At 39.9% G+C, this 15625-nt stretch carries 16 protein-coding genes; all 16 read left to right on the top strand.

Annotated features, from left to right (window positions below; translation table 11 throughout):
* The first annotated feature begins 10 nt into the window (after positions 1 to 10).
* Positions 11 to 478 (top strand): deoxycytidylate deaminase, encoded by a 468-nt coding sequence (locus tag ADI86_RS01470; protein ID WP_000136976.1) that lies wholly within the window; start codon positions 11 to 13, stop codon positions 476 to 478.
* Positions 479 to 566: 88 nt separating this feature from the next.
* Positions 567 to 1196: a uracil phosphoribosyltransferase gene (upp, locus tag ADI86_RS01465; RefSeq protein ID WP_000515974.1), complete on the top strand. Its 630-nt coding sequence runs from the start codon at positions 567 to 569 to the stop codon at positions 1194 to 1196.
* A 171-nt stretch (positions 1197 to 1367) separates the two neighbouring features.
* Complete coding sequence (gene clpP / locus ADI86_RS01460; RefSeq protein WP_000613475.1) at positions 1368 to 1958, top strand: ATP-dependent Clp protease proteolytic subunit ClpP; 591 nt, start codon at positions 1368 to 1370, stop codon at positions 1956 to 1958.
* A 78-nt stretch (positions 1959 to 2036) separates the two neighbouring features.
* On the top strand, positions 2037 to 2324 hold the full coding sequence (locus tag ADI86_RS01455) for a YlbG family protein (protein WP_000462127.1): 288 nt from the start codon (positions 2037 to 2039) through the stop codon (positions 2322 to 2324).
* Between the two features lie 66 nt (positions 2325 to 2390).
* On the top strand, positions 2391 to 3551 hold the full coding sequence (locus tag ADI86_RS01450; RefSeq protein WP_000726123.1) for an ABC transporter substrate-binding protein: 1161 nt from the start codon (positions 2391 to 2393) through the stop codon (positions 3549 to 3551).
* Positions 3552 to 3666: 115 nt separating this feature from the next.
* Entirely contained in the window at positions 3667 to 4536 is an 870-nt protein-coding gene (locus tag ADI86_RS01445; protein WP_000941427.1) for a branched-chain amino acid ABC transporter permease, read from the top strand.
* Between the two features lie 3 nt (positions 4537 to 4539).
* On the top strand, positions 4540 to 5496 hold the full coding sequence (locus tag ADI86_RS01440) for a branched-chain amino acid ABC transporter permease (protein WP_000662280.1): 957 nt from the start codon (positions 4540 to 4542) through the stop codon (positions 5494 to 5496).
* Positions 5496 to 6260, top strand: a complete 765-nt coding sequence (locus ADI86_RS01435; RefSeq protein ID WP_001186009.1) for an ABC transporter ATP-binding protein — start codon at positions 5496 to 5498, stop codon at positions 6258 to 6260. Before ADI86_RS01440 ends, ADI86_RS01435 begins: the two co-directional genes overlap by 1 nt.
* Positions 6260 to 6970 carry an ABC transporter ATP-binding protein gene (locus tag ADI86_RS01430; RefSeq protein ID WP_000062219.1) on the top strand — a complete coding sequence of 237 codons (711 nt, stop codon included), beginning with the start codon at positions 6260 to 6262 and terminating at the stop codon, positions 6968 to 6970. Before ADI86_RS01435 ends, ADI86_RS01430 begins: the two co-directional genes overlap by 1 nt.
* A 308-nt stretch (positions 6971 to 7278) precedes the next feature.
* Positions 7279 to 7935 (top strand): CBS domain-containing protein, encoded by a 657-nt coding sequence (locus tag ADI86_RS01425; protein WP_000268671.1) that lies wholly within the window; start codon positions 7279 to 7281, stop codon positions 7933 to 7935.
* A 109-nt stretch (positions 7936 to 8044) separates the two neighbouring features.
* Positions 8045 to 9140 (top strand): peptide chain release factor 2 gene (gene prfB, locus ADI86_RS01420; RefSeq protein ID WP_100198772.1). Its coding sequence is split into 2 segments (ribosomal slippage): positions 8045 to 8116 and positions 8118 to 9140, totalling 1095 coding nucleotides; the frame shifts between segments, so codons are not numbered across the junction.
* A gap of 17 nt (positions 9141 to 9157) precedes the next feature.
* Positions 9158 to 9850, top strand: coding sequence for a cell division ATP-binding protein FtsE (ftsE, locus tag ADI86_RS01415; protein WP_000022261.1), 693 nt, complete (start codon positions 9158 to 9160; stop codon positions 9848 to 9850).
* On the top strand, positions 9843 to 10769 hold the full coding sequence (gene ftsX, locus ADI86_RS01410; RefSeq protein ID WP_000625546.1) for a permease-like cell division protein FtsX: 927 nt from the start codon (positions 9843 to 9845) through the stop codon (positions 10767 to 10769). The genes ftsE and ftsX overlap by 8 nt, the downstream gene beginning before the upstream one ends.
* Positions 10770 to 10954: 185 nt before the next feature.
* Complete coding sequence (locus ADI86_RS01405; protein WP_080983147.1) at positions 10955 to 13135, top strand: PTS transporter subunit IIBC; 2181 nt, start codon at positions 10955 to 10957, stop codon at positions 13133 to 13135.
* Between the two features lie 51 nt (positions 13136 to 13186).
* On the top strand, positions 13187 to 14002 hold the full coding sequence (locus ADI86_RS01400) for an endonuclease/exonuclease/phosphatase family protein (protein WP_049531475.1): 816 nt from the start codon (positions 13187 to 13189) through the stop codon (positions 14000 to 14002).
* A gap of 139 nt (positions 14003 to 14141) precedes the next feature.
* The gene (locus ADI86_RS01395; RefSeq protein ID WP_049531474.1) at positions 14142 to 15485 is read left to right on the top strand and encodes a DEAD/DEAH box helicase; all 1344 of its coding nucleotides are present in this window, start codon (positions 14142 to 14144) and stop codon (positions 15483 to 15485) included.
* The last annotated feature ends 140 nt before the right edge of the window (positions 15486 to 15625 follow it).

The following is a 15625-nucleotide window of genomic DNA, read 5'->3' as shown; positions in this document are numbered from 1 at the left end:
GAGAAAAGAGATGACTGAAAAAAGACTAGCCTGGGATGAGTACTTTGCAGCCCAAGCCCTACTAATTGCCAATCGTTCCACTTGTAAACGTGCCAAAGTGGGCGCAATTCTGGTAAAGGACAATAAGGTTATTTCCACTGGTTACAATGGTTCGGTGTCAGGGACTGAGCATTGTATTGATCACGAATGTCTGGTCATTGAAGGCCACTGTGTTCGTACCCTTCACGCCGAAGTTAATGCTATCCTTCAAGGTGCAGAACGTGGTGTTCCCAAAGGTTTTACAGCCTATGTGACCCATTTTCCTTGTCTAAATTGCACGAAACAATTGTTGCAGGTCGGTTGCAAGCGCGTGGTTTATATCAACCAGTACAGAATGGACGACTATGCCCAATACCTTTATCAAGAAAAGGGAACAGAATTGACCCATTTACCACTTGAGACAGTACAGACAGCTCTTAAAGAGGCAGATCTAATGTAAAAATTATCAAAAATAAATGGTTTAGAAAGATTTTTACCCCGTTTTTTGGTATAATAAGAAGAATAAATTGAAAGAAGGAATTCCAAAAATGGGAAAAATTGAAGTTATTAATCATCCACTGATTCAACACAAATTGTCAATCTTGCGTCGTACAGATACTTCTACAAAAGCTTTCCGTGAGCTAGTAGATGAGATTGCAATGTTGATGGGGTATGAAGTACTTCGTGATCTTCCACTAGAAGATGTGGAAATCGAAACACCAATCACAAAAACAGTTCAAAAACAATTGGCTGGTAAGAAATTGGCCATCGTTCCAATCTTGCGTGCAGGTATCGGGATGGTTGATGGGCTCTTGAGCTTGGTTCCAGCTGCTAAGGTTGGTCACATCGGTATGTACCGTGATGAAGAAACACTTCAACCAGTTGAGTACTTGGTGAAATTGCCTGAAGATATTGACCAACGTCAAATTTTTGTCGTAGACCCAATGTTGGCAACAGGTGGCTCAGCAATCTTGGCTGTTGACTCGCTTAAAAAACGTGGCGCATCAAATATCAAATTTGTCTGCCTTGTATCTGCTCCAGAAGGTGTAAAAGCTCTTCAAGAAGCTCATCCAGATGTAGAAATCTTTACAGCAGCCTTGGATGAACGCTTGAACGAACACGGTTATATCGTTCCAGGTCTTGGAGATGCTGGGGACCGCTTGTTCGGTACAAAATAAAATTAAAAAGAGATTGACTTTGAAAAGGATTTCCAGTCGTGAAAGGAGGTTGAATTTTTGTTTCTGTCTAATGAAAACAGAGCAAAAATTTGACCTTTTTTGACCAAGATATTATAATAGTCTTATCTTCAGTCATTTGACCAACAAAATAAAACTCAAAAGGAGAAATAAATGATTCCTGTAGTTATTGAACAAACAAGCCGTGGAGAACGTTCTTACGATATTTATTCACGTCTTCTCAAAGACCGCATCATTATGCTGACAGGTCCAGTTGAAGACAATATGGCCAACTCTGTTATTGCCCAATTGCTTTTCTTGGATGCCCAAGACAGCACAAAAGATATTTACCTTTATGTAAACACACCTGGGGGTTCCGTTTCAGCTGGTTTGGCAATAGTTGATACCATGAACTTTATCAAGGCAGATGTCCAAACCATTGTTATGGGAATGGCCGCATCTATGGGGACGGTCATTGCATCAAGTGGAGCAAAAGGAAAACGTTTCATGCTTCCAAATGCTGAATACATGATCCACCAACCAATGGGTGGTACAGGTGGTGGTACTCAACAAACCGATATGGCGATTGCTGCAGAACACTTGCTTAAAACTCGTAACACTTTGGAAAAAATCTTGGCTGAAAATTCAGGTCAGTCAATCGAAAAAGTTCACGCAGATGCAGAGAGAGATAACTGGATGAGTGCCCAAGAAACACTTGAATATGGCTTTATTGATGAAATCATGGCCAACAATTCATTGAACTAATGATGAAAGAAGGCAAACTCGACTGAGTTTGCTTTTTTTGGTATAATAGAGGGAGATTTCTTAGAAAGAGGATTTATCATGTTTGAAAAAGTCAATCGATCTGGATTGATTATCTATCTTTACTATAATCGTGATGCCAAAAAACTGCAGGATTATGGAGATATTACCTATCATTCCAAGAAACATCGTTACTTACAGCTTTATGTTCCAACTCAAGAAGTGGAGCAATTGGTCGGGCGCTTGAGCAAGGAAAAGTTTATAAAAAAAGTCAGAGTTTGTCATATCCAAGAGCTAGAAACACCCTTTGTGGGCAATCTTTATCGAGAGGAAAACGTTATCATCGAAAAAGTTCAAGAAAAGTGTTGACAATTTTCTGATAATTCGGTATATTCTTAACATGCTATTTATTTAAGAAATAAGGAGACAAAAAAGATGAAGAAAAAATTTGCCCTATCGTTTGTGGCGCTTGCAAGTGTAGCACTTCTTGCAGCCTGTGGAGAAGTGAAGTCTGGAGCGTCAAACGCTACTGGTAACTCAGTAGAGGAAAAGACAATCAAAATCGGATTTAACTTCGAAGAAACTGGTGCTGTAGCAGCCTACGGAACATCTGAACAAAAAGGTGCTCAACTTGCTGTTGATGAAATCAATGCAGCAGGTGGTATCGATGGAAAACAAATCGAAGTAGTTGATAAAGATAACAAGTCTGAAACAGCTGAGGCGGCTTCAGTAACAACTAACCTTGTAACTCAATCTAAAGTATCAGCAATCGTAGGACCTGCGACATCTGGTGCGACTGCAGCTGCGGTAGCGAACGCTACAAAAGCAGGTGTTCCGTTGATCTCACCAAGTGCGACTCAAGATGGATTGACTAAAGGTCAAGATTACCTTTTTATCGGAACTTTCCAAGATAGCTTCCAAGGAAAAATTATCTCAAACTATGTTTCTGAAAAATTGCAAGCTAAGAAAGTAGTTCTTTACACTGACAATGCCAGCGACTATGCTAAAGGTATTGCCAAATCTTTCCGCGAGTCATACAAGGGTGAAATCGTTGCTGATGAAACTTTCGTAGCAGGTGACACAGACTTCCAAGCAGCCCTTACAAAAATGAAAGGGAAAGACTTTGATGCTATCATCGTCCCTGGTTACTACACTGAAGCTGGTAAAATTGTAAACCAAGCGCGTGGCATGGGAATTGACAAACCAATCGTTGGTGGCGATGGATTCAACGGTGAAGAATTTGTACAACAAGCAACTGCTGAAAAAGCATCAAACATCTACTTTATCTCAGGCTTCTCAACTACTGTAGAAGTTTCAGCTAAAGCAAAAGCCTTCCTTGACGCATATCGTGCTAAGTACAATGAAGAGCCTTCAACATTTGCAGCCTTGGCTTATGACTCAGTTCACCTTGTAGCAAACGCAGCAAAAGGTGCTAAAAACTCTGGTGAAATCAAGGATAACCTTGCTAAAACAAAAGACTTTGAAGGTGTAACTGGTCAAACAAGCTTCGATGCAGACCACAACACAGTCAAAACTGCTTACATGATGACCATGAACAATGGTAAGGTTGAAGCAGCAGAAGTTGTAAAACCATAATAGAAAATGTTGAAATAGGGAATGAGCCTCGGACTCACTCCCTGTTTCGATGTTTAAGAACCTATCAAAAAGTGAGGGAAAACCCTCGGAATTATAAATAGAAAGAGTGAATCTTATGCTCCAACAACTAGTAAATGGTTTGATTCTAGGTAGTGTATACGCGCTGTTAGCCCTAGGGTATACCATGGTTTATGGAATTATCAAGCTCATCAACTTCGCCCACGGTGATATTTATATGATGGGAGCCTTTATCGGTTATTTCTTGATTAATTCTTTCCAAATGAATTTTTTTGTAGCGCTTATTGTAGCTATGCTAGCGACAGCCATTCTTGGTGTCGTGATTGAGTTCCTTGCTTACCGACCTTTGCGCCACTCTACGCGTATTGCTGTTTTGATTACAGCTATTGGGGTTTCTTTCCTATTGGAGTATGGGATGGTCTATCTGGTTGGTGCTAATACTCGTGCTTTCCCTCAAGCGATTCAAACAGTTCGCTATGATTTGGGACCAGTTAGCCTAACAAATGTGCAGTTAATGATCTTGGCCATTTCCTTGATTTTGATGATTTTGTTACAGGTCATTGTGCAAAAAACAAAGATGGGGAAAGCCATGCGTGCGGTATCTGTAGATAGCGATGCAGCGCAATTGATGGGGATCAATGTAAACCGTACTATCAGCTTTACCTTCGCTTTGGGTTCAGCTCTTGCGGGTGCGGCTGGTGTTCTGATTGCCCTCTATTATAACTCTCTTGAGCCTTTGATGGGAGTGACTCCAGGTCTTAAATCTTTCGTTGCTGCTGTACTTGGTGGTATCGGAATCATTCCTGGTGCGGCTCTTGGTGGTTTTGTAATTGGTCTATTAGAAACCTTTGCGACAGCCTTTGGAATGTCAGACTTCCGTGATGCCATTGTTTATGGAATCTTGTTGTTGATCTTGATTGTCCGCCCAGCTGGTATCCTTGGTAAGAATGTGAAAGAGAAGGTGTAAACGATGAAAGAAAATTTAAAAGTTAATATTCTATGGTTACTCCTTTTGTTAGCTGGCTATGGCTTGATTAGTGTACTGGTTTCAGTCGGAGTACTCAACCTATTCTATGTACAGATTTTACAACAAATTGGAATTAATATTATTCTGGCTGTTGGTCTCAACTTAATCGTTGGTTTTTCAGGACAATTTTCACTTGGGCATGCTGGTTTCATGGCGATTGGTGCCTATGCAGCAGCTATTATTGGTTCTAAATCACCAACCTACGCTGCCTTCTTTGGAGCTATGCTGATAGGGGCTTTGCTTTCAGGAGCCGTTGCCTTGCTTGTCGGAATTCCAACCTTGCGCTTGAAGGGGGACTATCTTGCGGTAGCGACTCTAGGTGTTTCTGAAATCATCCGTATTTTTATCATCAACGGTGGAAGCCTTACAAATGGTGCGGCAGGTATCTTAGGGATTCCTAACTTTACAACTTGGCAAATGGTATACTTCTTTGTCGTGATTACAACGATTGCAACCTTGAACTTCTTGCGTAGTCCAATTGGGCGTTCAACCCTCTCTGTTCGTGAGGATGAAATCGCTGCTGAGTCAGTTGGGGTTAATACGACTAAAATTAAAATCATCGCCTTTGTCTTTGGTGCTATCACTGCAAGTATTGCAGGGTCGCTTCAAGCAGGATTTATCGGTTCAGTTGTACCGAAAGATTACACTTTCATCAACTCAATCAACGTTTTGATTATTGTTGTATTTGGTGGACTTGGTTCCATTACAGGTGCAATTGTTTCAGCCATTGTTCTTGGAATTTTGAATATGCTTCTCCAAGATGTTGCCAGCGTGCGTATGATTATTTACGCTTTGGCCTTGGTATTGGTAATGATTTTCAGACCAGGTGGACTTCTTGGAACATGGGAATTGAGCCTATCACGTTTCTTTAAAAAATCTAAGAAGGAGGAACAAAACTAATGGCATTACTTGAAGTAAAACAGTTAACCAAACATTTTGGCGGTCTAACAGCTGTTGGAGATGTGACTCTTGAATTGAACGAAGGGGAATTGGTTGGACTAATCGGTCCAAACGGAGCTGGTAAAACCACTCTTTTTAACCTCTTGACGGGTGTTTATGAACCAAGTGAGGGAACAGTTACCCTTGATGGTCACCTTTTAAATGGGAAGTCACCCTATAAGATTGCCTCTTTGGGACTTGGACGTACTTTCCAAAATATCCGTCTCTTTAAAGATTTAACAGTTTTGGACAATGTTTTGATTGCTTTTGGCAACCATCACAAACAACATGTTATTGCTAGTTTCTTACGCTTACCAGCTTTTTACAAGAGTGAAAAAGAATTAAAAGCTAAAGCTTTGGAATTATTGAAAATCTTTGATTTAGATGGTGATGCAGAGACTCTTGCTAAAAACCTCGCCTACGGACAACAACGTCGTTTGGAAATTGTTCGTGCCCTTGCTACGGAACCTAAAATTCTCTTTTTAGATGAACCAGCAGCAGGTATGAACCCACAGGAAACAGCGGAATTGACTGAGTTAATTCGTCGTATCAAAGATGAATTTAAAATTACAATCATGTTGATTGAACACGATATGAATCTGGTCATGGAAGTAACAGAACGCATCTACGTACTTGAATATGGTCGTTTGATTGCTCAAGGAACTCCAGACGAAATTAAGACCAATAAACGCGTTATCGAAGCTTATCTAGGAGGTGAAGCCTAATGTCTATGTTAAAAGTTGAAAATCTTTCTGTACATTACGGTATGATCCAAGCAGTCCGTGATGTAAGCTTTGAAGTTAATGAAGGTGAAGTTGTTTCCCTTATCGGTGCCAATGGTGCAGGTAAGACAACTATTCTCCGTACTTTGTCTGGTCTAGTTAGACCAAGTTCAGGAAAAATTGAATTTTTAGGTCAAGAAATCCAAAAAATGCCAGCTCAGAAAATCGTGGCAGGTGGGCTTTCACAAGTACCAGAAGGACGCCACGTCTTCCCTGGCTTGACTGTTATGGAAAATCTTGAAATGGGAGCTTTCTTAAAGAAAAATCGTGAAGAAAATCAAGCTAACTTGAAGAAAGTTTTCTCACGCTTCCCACGTCTAGAAGAACGGAAGAACCAAGATGCAGCCACTCTTTCAGGGGGAGAACAACAAATGCTTGCCATGGGACGCGCCCTCATGTCAACACCAAAACTTCTTCTTTTAGATGAACCATCAATGGGACTTGCACCAATCTTTATCCAAGAGATTTTTGATATCATTCAAGACATCCAGAAACAAGGAACAACCGTCCTCTTGATTGAACAAAATGCCAATAAAGCACTCGCAATCTCTGACCGAGGCTATGTATTGGAAACAGGGAAAATCGTCCTATCAGGAACAGGAAAAGAACTTGCCTCATCAGAAGAAGTCAGAAAAGCATATCTGGGTGGCTAAACTAGTCTGGGAGACTAGTTTAGGTTGCAAATGAAGATTACGAAGTAATCCTCATTAATAGTCTGGGGTACCTTTTTAGTCGGCAGATATAGATTGTAAAGCAATCTTCATCTACATTAAAAGGCTAATTTTTAATAATTGAAAAAATCGAATGAAAGCTATCTTACTTTCATTCATAGAGCTCGATTTTAGAGCTCTTTTTGCTAGCTTATTCATACTTTTCTGAATTTTGAAAAAGAAATGTAAGCGTTTGATAGATTTACAAAAAGATTGTATAATAGGGATAAGAATAGAAAAGGAGAAGTCTCATGGCAGTTAAAGATTTTATGACCCGCAAGGTAGTGTACATTAGTCCAGATACAACAGTATCTCATGCAGCAGATTTGATGAGAGAGCAAGGTTTGCACCGCTTGCCTGTTATCGAAAATGATCAATTGGTTGGTTTGGTGACTGAGGGAACCATTGCGCAAGCAAGTCCATCCAAAGCAACAAGTCTTTCTATCTATGAGATGAATTATCTTCTGAATAAGACAAAAGTAAAAGATGTCATGATTCGTGATGTTGTCACTGTCTCAGGCTATGCTAGTCTAGAAGATGCAACTTATCTGATGTTGAAAAACAAGATTGGTATTCTTCCTGTCGTAGATAACCATCAAGTCTATGGTGTTATTACAGATCGTGACGTTTTCCAAGCCTTTCTTGAAATTGCTGGCTATGGAGAAGAAGGAATTCGTGTGCGCTTTGTTACGGAAAATGAAGTCGGCGTTCTTGGTAAGATTGTTTCTCTAATCGTTGAAGAAAATTTGAATATCTCCCATACAGTAAATATTCCGCGTAAAGATGGTAAGGTGATTATCGAAGTTCAAATTGATGGTTCAGTTGATTTGACAGCCTTAAAGCAAAAATTTGAAGCTGAAAATATTCAAGTAGAAGAGATTAGTCGTACTTCTGCTAAAATTTTGTAAGCATGGAAGCCGAAAGGCTTCTTTTTTACATGTAATATGGGATTAGAGCAAAAGATGGAAAGAAATGAGAGAATATGGTATAATAAAACGATACAAAAAAGGAGTATTTATGGACATTTCAGAAATTCGTCAGAAAATTGACGCAAATCGTGAAAAATTAGCTTCTTTCAGGGGGTCTCTTTGACCTCGAAGGTTTAGAAGAAGAGATTGCTATCTTGGAAAACAAGATGACAGAACCTGATTTTTGGAACGATAATATCGCGGCCCAAAAAACGTCGCAAGAATTAAATGAATTAAAAAACACCTATAACACCTTCCACAAAATGGAAGAGTTGCAGGATGAAGTCGAAATTTTATTGGACTTCTTAGCAGAAGACGAGTCGGTTCAAGAAGAACTGGTAACGCAGTTATCCGAACTTGATAAGATGATGACCAGCTACGAGATGACCCTCCTCTTGTCAGAACCTTATGACCATAATAATGCCATCTTGGAAATCCATCCAGGATCTGGTGGTACAGAGGCGCAAGACTGGGGTGATATGTTACTTCGTATGTACACTCGCTATGGAAATGCTAAAGGCTTTAAAGTAGAAGTCTTGGATTACCAAGCTGGTGATGAAGCAGGTATTAAGTCGGTGACCTTGTCCTTTGAAGGGCCTAATGCCTATGGTCTCCTCAAGTCAGAAATGGGTGTTCACCGTTTGGTTCGTATTTCACCATTTGACTCTGCCAAACGTCGCCATACCTCTTTTACATCTGTAGAAGTGATGCCTGAGTTGGATGATACTATTGAAGTGGAAATCCGTGAAGATGATATCAAAATGGACACCTTCCGTTCAGGTGGTGCTGGTGGACAGAACGTCAATAAAGTTTCAACAGGTGTGCGTTTGACACACATTCCTACGGGAACTGTCGTCCAGTCAACGGTCGATCGTACCCAATATGGAAATAGAGATCGTGCTATGAAAATGTTGCAGGCAAAGCTCTATCAAATGGAGCAAGAAAAGAAAGCTGCGGAGGTAGATTCCCTCAAAGGTGAGAAAAAAGAAATCACATGGGGAAGCCAAATCCGTTCTTATGTTTTCACGCCATATACTATGGTAAAAGATCACCGAACTAGCTTTGAAGTTGCACAAGTAGATAAGGTGATGGATGGAGACCTAGATGGTTTTATTGATGCCTATCTCAAGTGGCGCATCAGCTAAGATAGAAAGGAACTCACATGTCAATTATTGAAATGAGAGATGTCGTCAAAAAATACGACAATGGAACGACTGCTCTACGAGGTGTTTCAGTTAGCGTTGATCCAGGGGAATTTGCTTACATCGTAGGACCTTCAGGAGCAGGGAAGTCAACTTTTATTCGTTCTTTGTATCGTGAAGTAAAAATCGATAAAGGAAGCCTATCAGTTGCTGGTTTTAATCTGGTTAAGATTAAAAAGAAAGATGTCCCGCTTCTACGTCGTAGTATTGGGGTTGTCTTCCAGGATTATAAACTGTTGCCAAAGAAAACTGTCTATGAAAATATTGCTTATGCTATGGAAGTAATTGGGGAAAATCGCCGTAATATCAAAAAACGAGTGATGGAAGTTTTGGACTTGGTTGGATTGAAGCATAAGGTTCGTTCTTTTCCAAATGAGCTCTCAGGTGGGGAGCAACAGCGGATTGCGATTGCACGAGCTATTGTAAACAATCCAAAAGTACTGATAGCTGATGAACCAACAGGAAACTTGGATCCGGATAATTCATGGGAAATTATGAATCTCTTGGAACGGATTAACTTACAAGGAACAACTATTTTGATGGCGACTCATAATAGCCAGATTGTAAATACCTTGCGCCACCGTGTCATTGCCATTGAAAATGGCCGTGTCGTCCGTGACGAATCAAAAGGAGAGTATGGATACGATGATTAGTAGATTTTTTCGCCATTTATTTGAATCATTAAAAAGTTTGAAACGAAATGGTTGGATGACAGTAGCTGCTGTCAGCTCAGTCATGATTACGTTAACCTTGGTTGCCATATTTGCTTCTGTTATTTTCAATACAGCGAAACTGGCTACAGATATTGAAAATAATGTCCGAGTAATGGTTTACATTCGTAAGGATGTCGCTGATAATAGCGAGACTATTGAAAAAGAAGGTCAAACTGTTACAAATAATGACTACCATAAGGTATATAATGCCTTGAAGGGCATGTCTATGGTTAAGAGTGTTACTTTTTCAAGTAAAGAAGAACAATATGAAAAATTAACCGAGACAATGGGTGACAACTGGAAAATCTTTGAAGGAGATGCCAATCCTCTCTATGATGCCTATGTCGTTGATACAAATACGCCAAGTGATGTAAAAACTGTAGCCGAGGATGCTAAAAAAATTGAAGGTGTGTCTGAGGTTCAGGATGGTGGTGCCAATACAGAACGCCTATTCCAACTAGCATCATTTATCCGTGTTTGGGGATTAGTTATAGCAGGACTCTTGATTTTCATTGCAGTCTTCTTGATTTCTAATACCATTCGTATTACCATTATTTCTCGCAGTCGAGAAATTCAAATTATGCGCTTGGTTGGTGCTAAGAATAGCTATATCCGAGGACCATTCCTCCTTGAGGGGGCTTTCATCGGATTACTTGGAGCAACCCTTCCATCGGTTTTAGTATTCGTTGTTTATCAAATGGTTTACCAATCGGTTAATAAGTCATTAGTCGGTCAAAATCTTTCTATGATTTCACCAGAAGTATTTAGTCCACTAATAATAGCCCTCTTGTTTATTATTGGAATTTTTATTGGTTCAATTGGATCAGGAATTTCAATGCGTCGATTCTTAAAAATTTAAATTTAAATAGATGTATATTTGAGGAGATTTTAATATCTCCTCTTTTACTACAAAAATTTTAGAAAAAAGTCTACTTTTTTTTATAAAAGCCTTTACAAAAAAAATTAAAGTGGTATAATTAATACATAGTTAAGTGCAAACGTTTTCGTAAAACGTTTGCCTAAATAAAAATAAAGGAGATTTGAATGATGAAAGATACATTCAAAAATGTCTTGTCTTTCGAGTTTTGGCAAAAATTCGGTAAGGCTTTGATGGTGGTTATCGCCGTTATGCCGGCTGCTGGTTTGATGATTTCAATCGGTAAGTCGCTTGTGATGATTAACCCTAACTTTGCTCCACTCGTTATTACTGGTGGTGTACTAGAGCAAATCGGTTGGGGAGTTATCGTTAACCTTCATATCTTGTTCGCCCTCGCTATTGGAGGAAGCTGGGCTAAGGAACGCGCTGGTGGTGCGTTTGCGGCAGGTCTTGCCTTTATCCTAATCAATCGTATCACTGGTACAATCTTTGGCGTATCAGGAGATATGTTGAAAAATCCAGAAGCTATGGTAACAACACTCTTTGGTGGATCAATCAAAGTTGCTGATTACTTTATTAGCGTTATGGAAGCACCAGCACTTAACATGGGTGTCTTCGTAGGGATTATTTCTGGTTTTATTGGGGCAACTGCTTACAACAAATACTACAACTTCCGTAAGCTTCCTGATGCACTTTCATTCTTTAACGGAAAACGTTTTGTACCGTTTGTAGTTATTCTTCGTTCAATAATTGCTGCAATTGTACTTTCAGCTTTCTGGCCACTTGTGCAAACTGGTATCAATAGCTTTGGTATCTGGATTGCTAACTCACAAGAAACTGCTCCAATCCTTGCACCATTCTTGTATGGTACATTGGAACGTTTGCTCTTGCCATTTGGTCTTCACCACATGTTGACTATCCCAATGAACTACACAGCTCTTGGTGGTACTTATGAGGTCTTAACTGGTGCAGCTAAAGGTAGTCAAGTATTTGGTCAAGACCCACTATGGCTTGCATGGGTAACAGACCTTGTTAACCTTAAAGGTACAGATGCAAGTCACTACCAACAATTGTTAGATACTGTTCACCCAGCTCGTTTCAAAGTTGGACAAATGATTGGTTCATTCGGTATCTTGATGGGTGTTATCGTTGCTATTTACCGTAATGTTGATGCTGACAAGAAACACCAATATAAAGGTATGATGATTGCGACAGCTCTTGCAACATTCTTGACAGGGGTTACTGAACCAATCGAATACATGTTCATGTTTGTAGCAACACCTATGTATCTTGTTTACTCACTTGTTCAAGGTGCTGCCTTCGCTATGGCTGACGTTGTAAACCTACGTATGCACTCATTCGGTTCAATCGAGTTCTTGACTCGTACACCTATTGCAATCAGTGCTGGTATCGGTATGGATATCATTAACTTCATTTGGGTAACTGTTCTCTTTGCTGTAATCATGTACTTTATCGCAAACTTCATGATTCAAAAATTCAACTACGCAACTCCAGGACGTAACGGTAACTACGAAACTGCTGAAGGTTCAGAAGAAGCTAGCAGCGCAGTGAAAGTTGCAGCAGGTTCTCAAGCTGTAAACATTATCAACCTTCTTGGTGGACGTGCAAACATCGTTGATGTGGATGCATGTATGACTCGTCTTCGTGTAACTGTTAAAGATGCAGATAAAGTAGGAAATGCAGAGCAATGGAAAGCAGAAGGAGCTATGGGTCTTGTCATGAAAGGACAAGGAGTTCAAGCTATCTATGGTCCAAAAGCAGACGTATTGAAATCTGATATCCAAGATATCCTTGATTCAGGTGAAATCATTCCTGAAACTCTTCCAAGTCAAATGACAGAAGCGCAACAAAACACTGTTCAATTCAAAGGTCTTACTGAGGAAGTTTACTCAGTAGCTGACGGTCAAGTTGTTGCCTTGGAACAAGTAAAAGATCCAGTATTTGCTCAAAAAATGATGGGTGATGGATTTGCTGTAGAACCTGCAAATGGAAACATTGTATCTCCAGTTTCAGGTACTGTATCAAGCATCTTCCCTACAAAACATGCTCTTGGTCTTGTGACTGAAGCAGGTCTTGAAGTACTTGTTCACATTGGTTTGGACACAGTAAGTCTTGAAGGAAAACCATTTACAGTTCATGTAGCTGAAGGACAAAAAGTTGCAGCAGGTGACCTTCTTGTCACAGCTGACTTGGATGCTATCCGTGCAGCAGGTCGTGAAACTTCTACAGTAGTTGTCTTCACAAATGCTGAAGCTATTAAATCAGTTAAATTAGAACAAACAGGTTCTCTTGCAGCTAAAACAGCAGTTGCTAAAGTAGAATTGTAATATACTTGAGGTTGGAAGCTGTTTTCCAACCTCTTGTTTTAGGAGAAAAGCATGAAATTTTTAACACTCAATACTCATAGCTGGATGGAAAAAGAAGCTGAGGAAAAATTCCAGCTCTTGCTCCAAGATATTCTTGATAAAGACTATGATTTGATTTGTTTCCAAGAAATCAATCAGGAGATTACGTCGCCTAAGGTAGAAGTTAATGATCTCTATCAAGCTTTGCCAGCTGCTGAGCCTATTCACCAAGACCATTATGTTAGACTTTTGGTTGAAAAGTTATCTGAGCAAGGAAAAAATTACTATTGGACTTGGGCTTATAATCATATCGGTTATGACCGCTACCATGAAGGTGTAGCTATCTTATCTAAAACACCTATTGAAGCACGAGAAATTTTGGTTTCAGATGTGGATGATCCAACGGATTATCATACTCGCCGCGTTGCCCTGGCTGAAACTGTAGTAGATGGTAAGGAGCTTGCAGTTGCCAGTGTCCACCTTTCTTGGTGGGATAAAGGTTTCCAAGAAGAATGGGCACGATTTGAGGATGTCTTGAAAGAATTGAACAAGCCACTTTTGCTGGCTGGGGATTTTAACAACCCAGCTGGTCAGGAAGGTTATCAAGCTATTTTAGCTAGTCCATTAGGCCTACAAGACGCTTTTGAAGTTGCTCAAGAGAAAAGCGGTAGCTATACTGTTCCACCAGAAATTGATGGCTGGAAAGGAAACACTGAACCCCTTCGAATCGACTATGTTTTTACTACTAAAGAATTAGAGTTGGAAAATTTACATGTCGTATTTGATGGTAACAAGAGTCCGCAAGTCAGTGATCACTATGGCTTGAATGCTATTTTAAACTGGAAATAATAACTGAAAAGAGGTTGGAATCATGAAGTTCCAGCCTTTTTCTGACTAGAGAAGCTCTGAAAGTAAGCTCTATAAGTGAGACTACTGTAATGAAATAAAATATGGTATAATTGATAAGATAGATAGAATCGAGGATATTATGTCATTTACGAAATTTCAATTTAAAAACTATATTGGAGAAGCCTTGGAGGAGTTAAAATTTACAACTCCAACAGAGGTGCAAGATAAGTTGATTCCTATTGTTTTAGCATGTCGTGACCTAGTAGGAGAATCAAAAACAGGTTCAGGTAAGACTCACACTTTCTTGTTGCCGATTTTTCAGCAATTAGATGAAGCTAGCGATAGTGTACAGGCAGTGATTACGGCACCGAGCCGTGAGTTGGCTACTCAGATTTATCAAGCAGCCCGTCAGATTGCAGCTCACTCAGAAGTGGAAGTTCGTGTGGTTAATTATGTGGGTGGTACGGACAAGGCTCGCCAAATTGAAAAATTGGCAAGTAACCAACCTCATATTGTTATTGGAACGCCAGGTCGTATCTACGACTTGGTTAAATCTGGTGATTTAGCTATTCACAAGGCTAAGACCTTTGTGGTCGATGAGGCTGATATGACCTTGGATATGGGATTTTTGGAAACTGTTGATAAGATTGCTGGTAGCCTTCCAAAAGACTTGCAATTCATGGTCTTCTCAGCGACTATTCCACAAAAATTGCAACCATTCTTGAAAAAATACTTGTCAAATCCTGTTATGGAAAAAATCAAGACCAAAACGGTCATTTCTGACACTATTGATAATTGGTTGATTTCTACCAAGGGACGTGACAAAAACGCTCAAATTTATCAGTTGACCCAGTTGATGCAGCCTTATTTGGCAATGATTTTTGTGAACACTAAAACGCGTGCTGATGAATTGCATGCTTACTTGACTGCTCAAGGCTTGAAGGTAGCAAAGATTCATGGAGATATTGCTCCTCGTGAGCGCAAGCGTATCATGAATCAGGTGAAAAATCTGGATTTTGAGTATATTGTCGCAACGGATTTGGCAGCGCGTGGGATTGACATTGAAGGTGTTAGTCATGTCATCAATGATGCCATTCCGCAAGATTTATCCTTCTTCGTGCACCGAGTTGGTCGTACTGGACGCAATGGCCTACCAGGTACAGCTATTACCCTATATCAGCCAAGTGATGACTCGGACATCCGTGAGTTGGAGAAATTAGGAATTAAGTTTACTCCGAAAATGGTTAAAGACGGGGAATTTCAAGATACTTATGACCGTGATCGTCGTGCCAACCGTGAGAAAAAACAAGATAAGCTCGATATCGAAATGATTGGTTTGGTTAAAAAGAAAAAGAAAAAAGTCAAACCAGGTTATAAGAAAAAAATTCAATGGGCTGTGGATGAAAAACGCCGCAAGACCAAGCGCGCTGAAAATCGAGCTCGCAGTCGTGTGGAGCGCAAAGCAAAACGCCAAACATTTTAAAAAAGGCTGGGAAAAATTCATTTTAGTAACTAACGAAAAATCGGCTCTTTCCACAATAAAACGCATAATATCAAGATTTTATGGCTCTATAATATTTGTAGTGGGTAAATCCCCTATGGATATTATGGAGCCTACTTTGT

This window comes from Streptococcus pseudopneumoniae (genome assembly GCF_001074975.1).
Classification (GTDB): domain Bacteria; phylum Bacillota; class Bacilli; order Lactobacillales; family Streptococcaceae; genus Streptococcus; species Streptococcus pseudopneumoniae_D.
The sequence above is the reverse complement of the archived record's forward strand: the minus strand, read 5'-3'. Positions and strand labels throughout refer to the sequence as shown.

What these genes read in the sequence shown, in the direction of transcription:
- ADI86_RS01470 (WP_000136976.1), top strand. Translation starts at nt 11, where the DNA reads ATGACTGAAAAAAGACTAGCCTGGGATGAGTACTTTGCAGCCCAAGCC.
- upp (WP_000515974.1), top strand. Translation starts at nt 567, where the DNA reads ATGGGAAAAATTGAAGTTATTAATCATCCACTGATTCAACACAAATTG.
- clpP (WP_000613475.1), top strand. Translation starts at nt 1,368, where the DNA reads ATGATTCCTGTAGTTATTGAACAAACAAGCCGTGGAGAACGTTCTTAC.
- ADI86_RS01455 (WP_000462127.1), top strand. Translation starts at nt 2,037, where the DNA reads ATGTTTGAAAAAGTCAATCGATCTGGATTGATTATCTATCTTTACTAT.
- ADI86_RS01450 (WP_000726123.1), top strand. Translation starts at nt 2,391, where the DNA reads ATGAAGAAAAAATTTGCCCTATCGTTTGTGGCGCTTGCAAGTGTAGCA.
- ADI86_RS01445 (WP_000941427.1), top strand. Translation starts at nt 3,667, where the DNA reads ATGCTCCAACAACTAGTAAATGGTTTGATTCTAGGTAGTGTATACGCG.
- ADI86_RS01440 (WP_000662280.1), top strand. Translation starts at nt 4,540, where the DNA reads ATGAAAGAAAATTTAAAAGTTAATATTCTATGGTTACTCCTTTTGTTA.
- ADI86_RS01435 (WP_001186009.1), top strand. Translation starts at nt 5,496, where the DNA reads ATGGCATTACTTGAAGTAAAACAGTTAACCAAACATTTTGGCGGTCTA.
- ADI86_RS01430 (WP_000062219.1), top strand. Translation starts at nt 6,260, where the DNA reads ATGTCTATGTTAAAAGTTGAAAATCTTTCTGTACATTACGGTATGATC.
- ADI86_RS01425 (WP_000268671.1), top strand. Translation starts at nt 7,279, where the DNA reads ATGGCAGTTAAAGATTTTATGACCCGCAAGGTAGTGTACATTAGTCCA.
- ftsE (WP_000022261.1), top strand. Translation starts at nt 9,158, where the DNA reads ATGTCAATTATTGAAATGAGAGATGTCGTCAAAAAATACGACAATGGA.
- ftsX (WP_000625546.1), top strand. Translation starts at nt 9,843, where the DNA reads ATGATTAGTAGATTTTTTCGCCATTTATTTGAATCATTAAAAAGTTTG.
- ADI86_RS01405 (WP_080983147.1), top strand. Translation starts at nt 10,955, where the DNA reads ATGATGAAAGATACATTCAAAAATGTCTTGTCTTTCGAGTTTTGGCAA.
- ADI86_RS01400 (WP_049531475.1), top strand. Translation starts at nt 13,187, where the DNA reads ATGAAATTTTTAACACTCAATACTCATAGCTGGATGGAAAAAGAAGCT.
- ADI86_RS01395 (WP_049531474.1), top strand. Translation starts at nt 14,142, where the DNA reads ATGTCATTTACGAAATTTCAATTTAAAAACTATATTGGAGAAGCCTTG.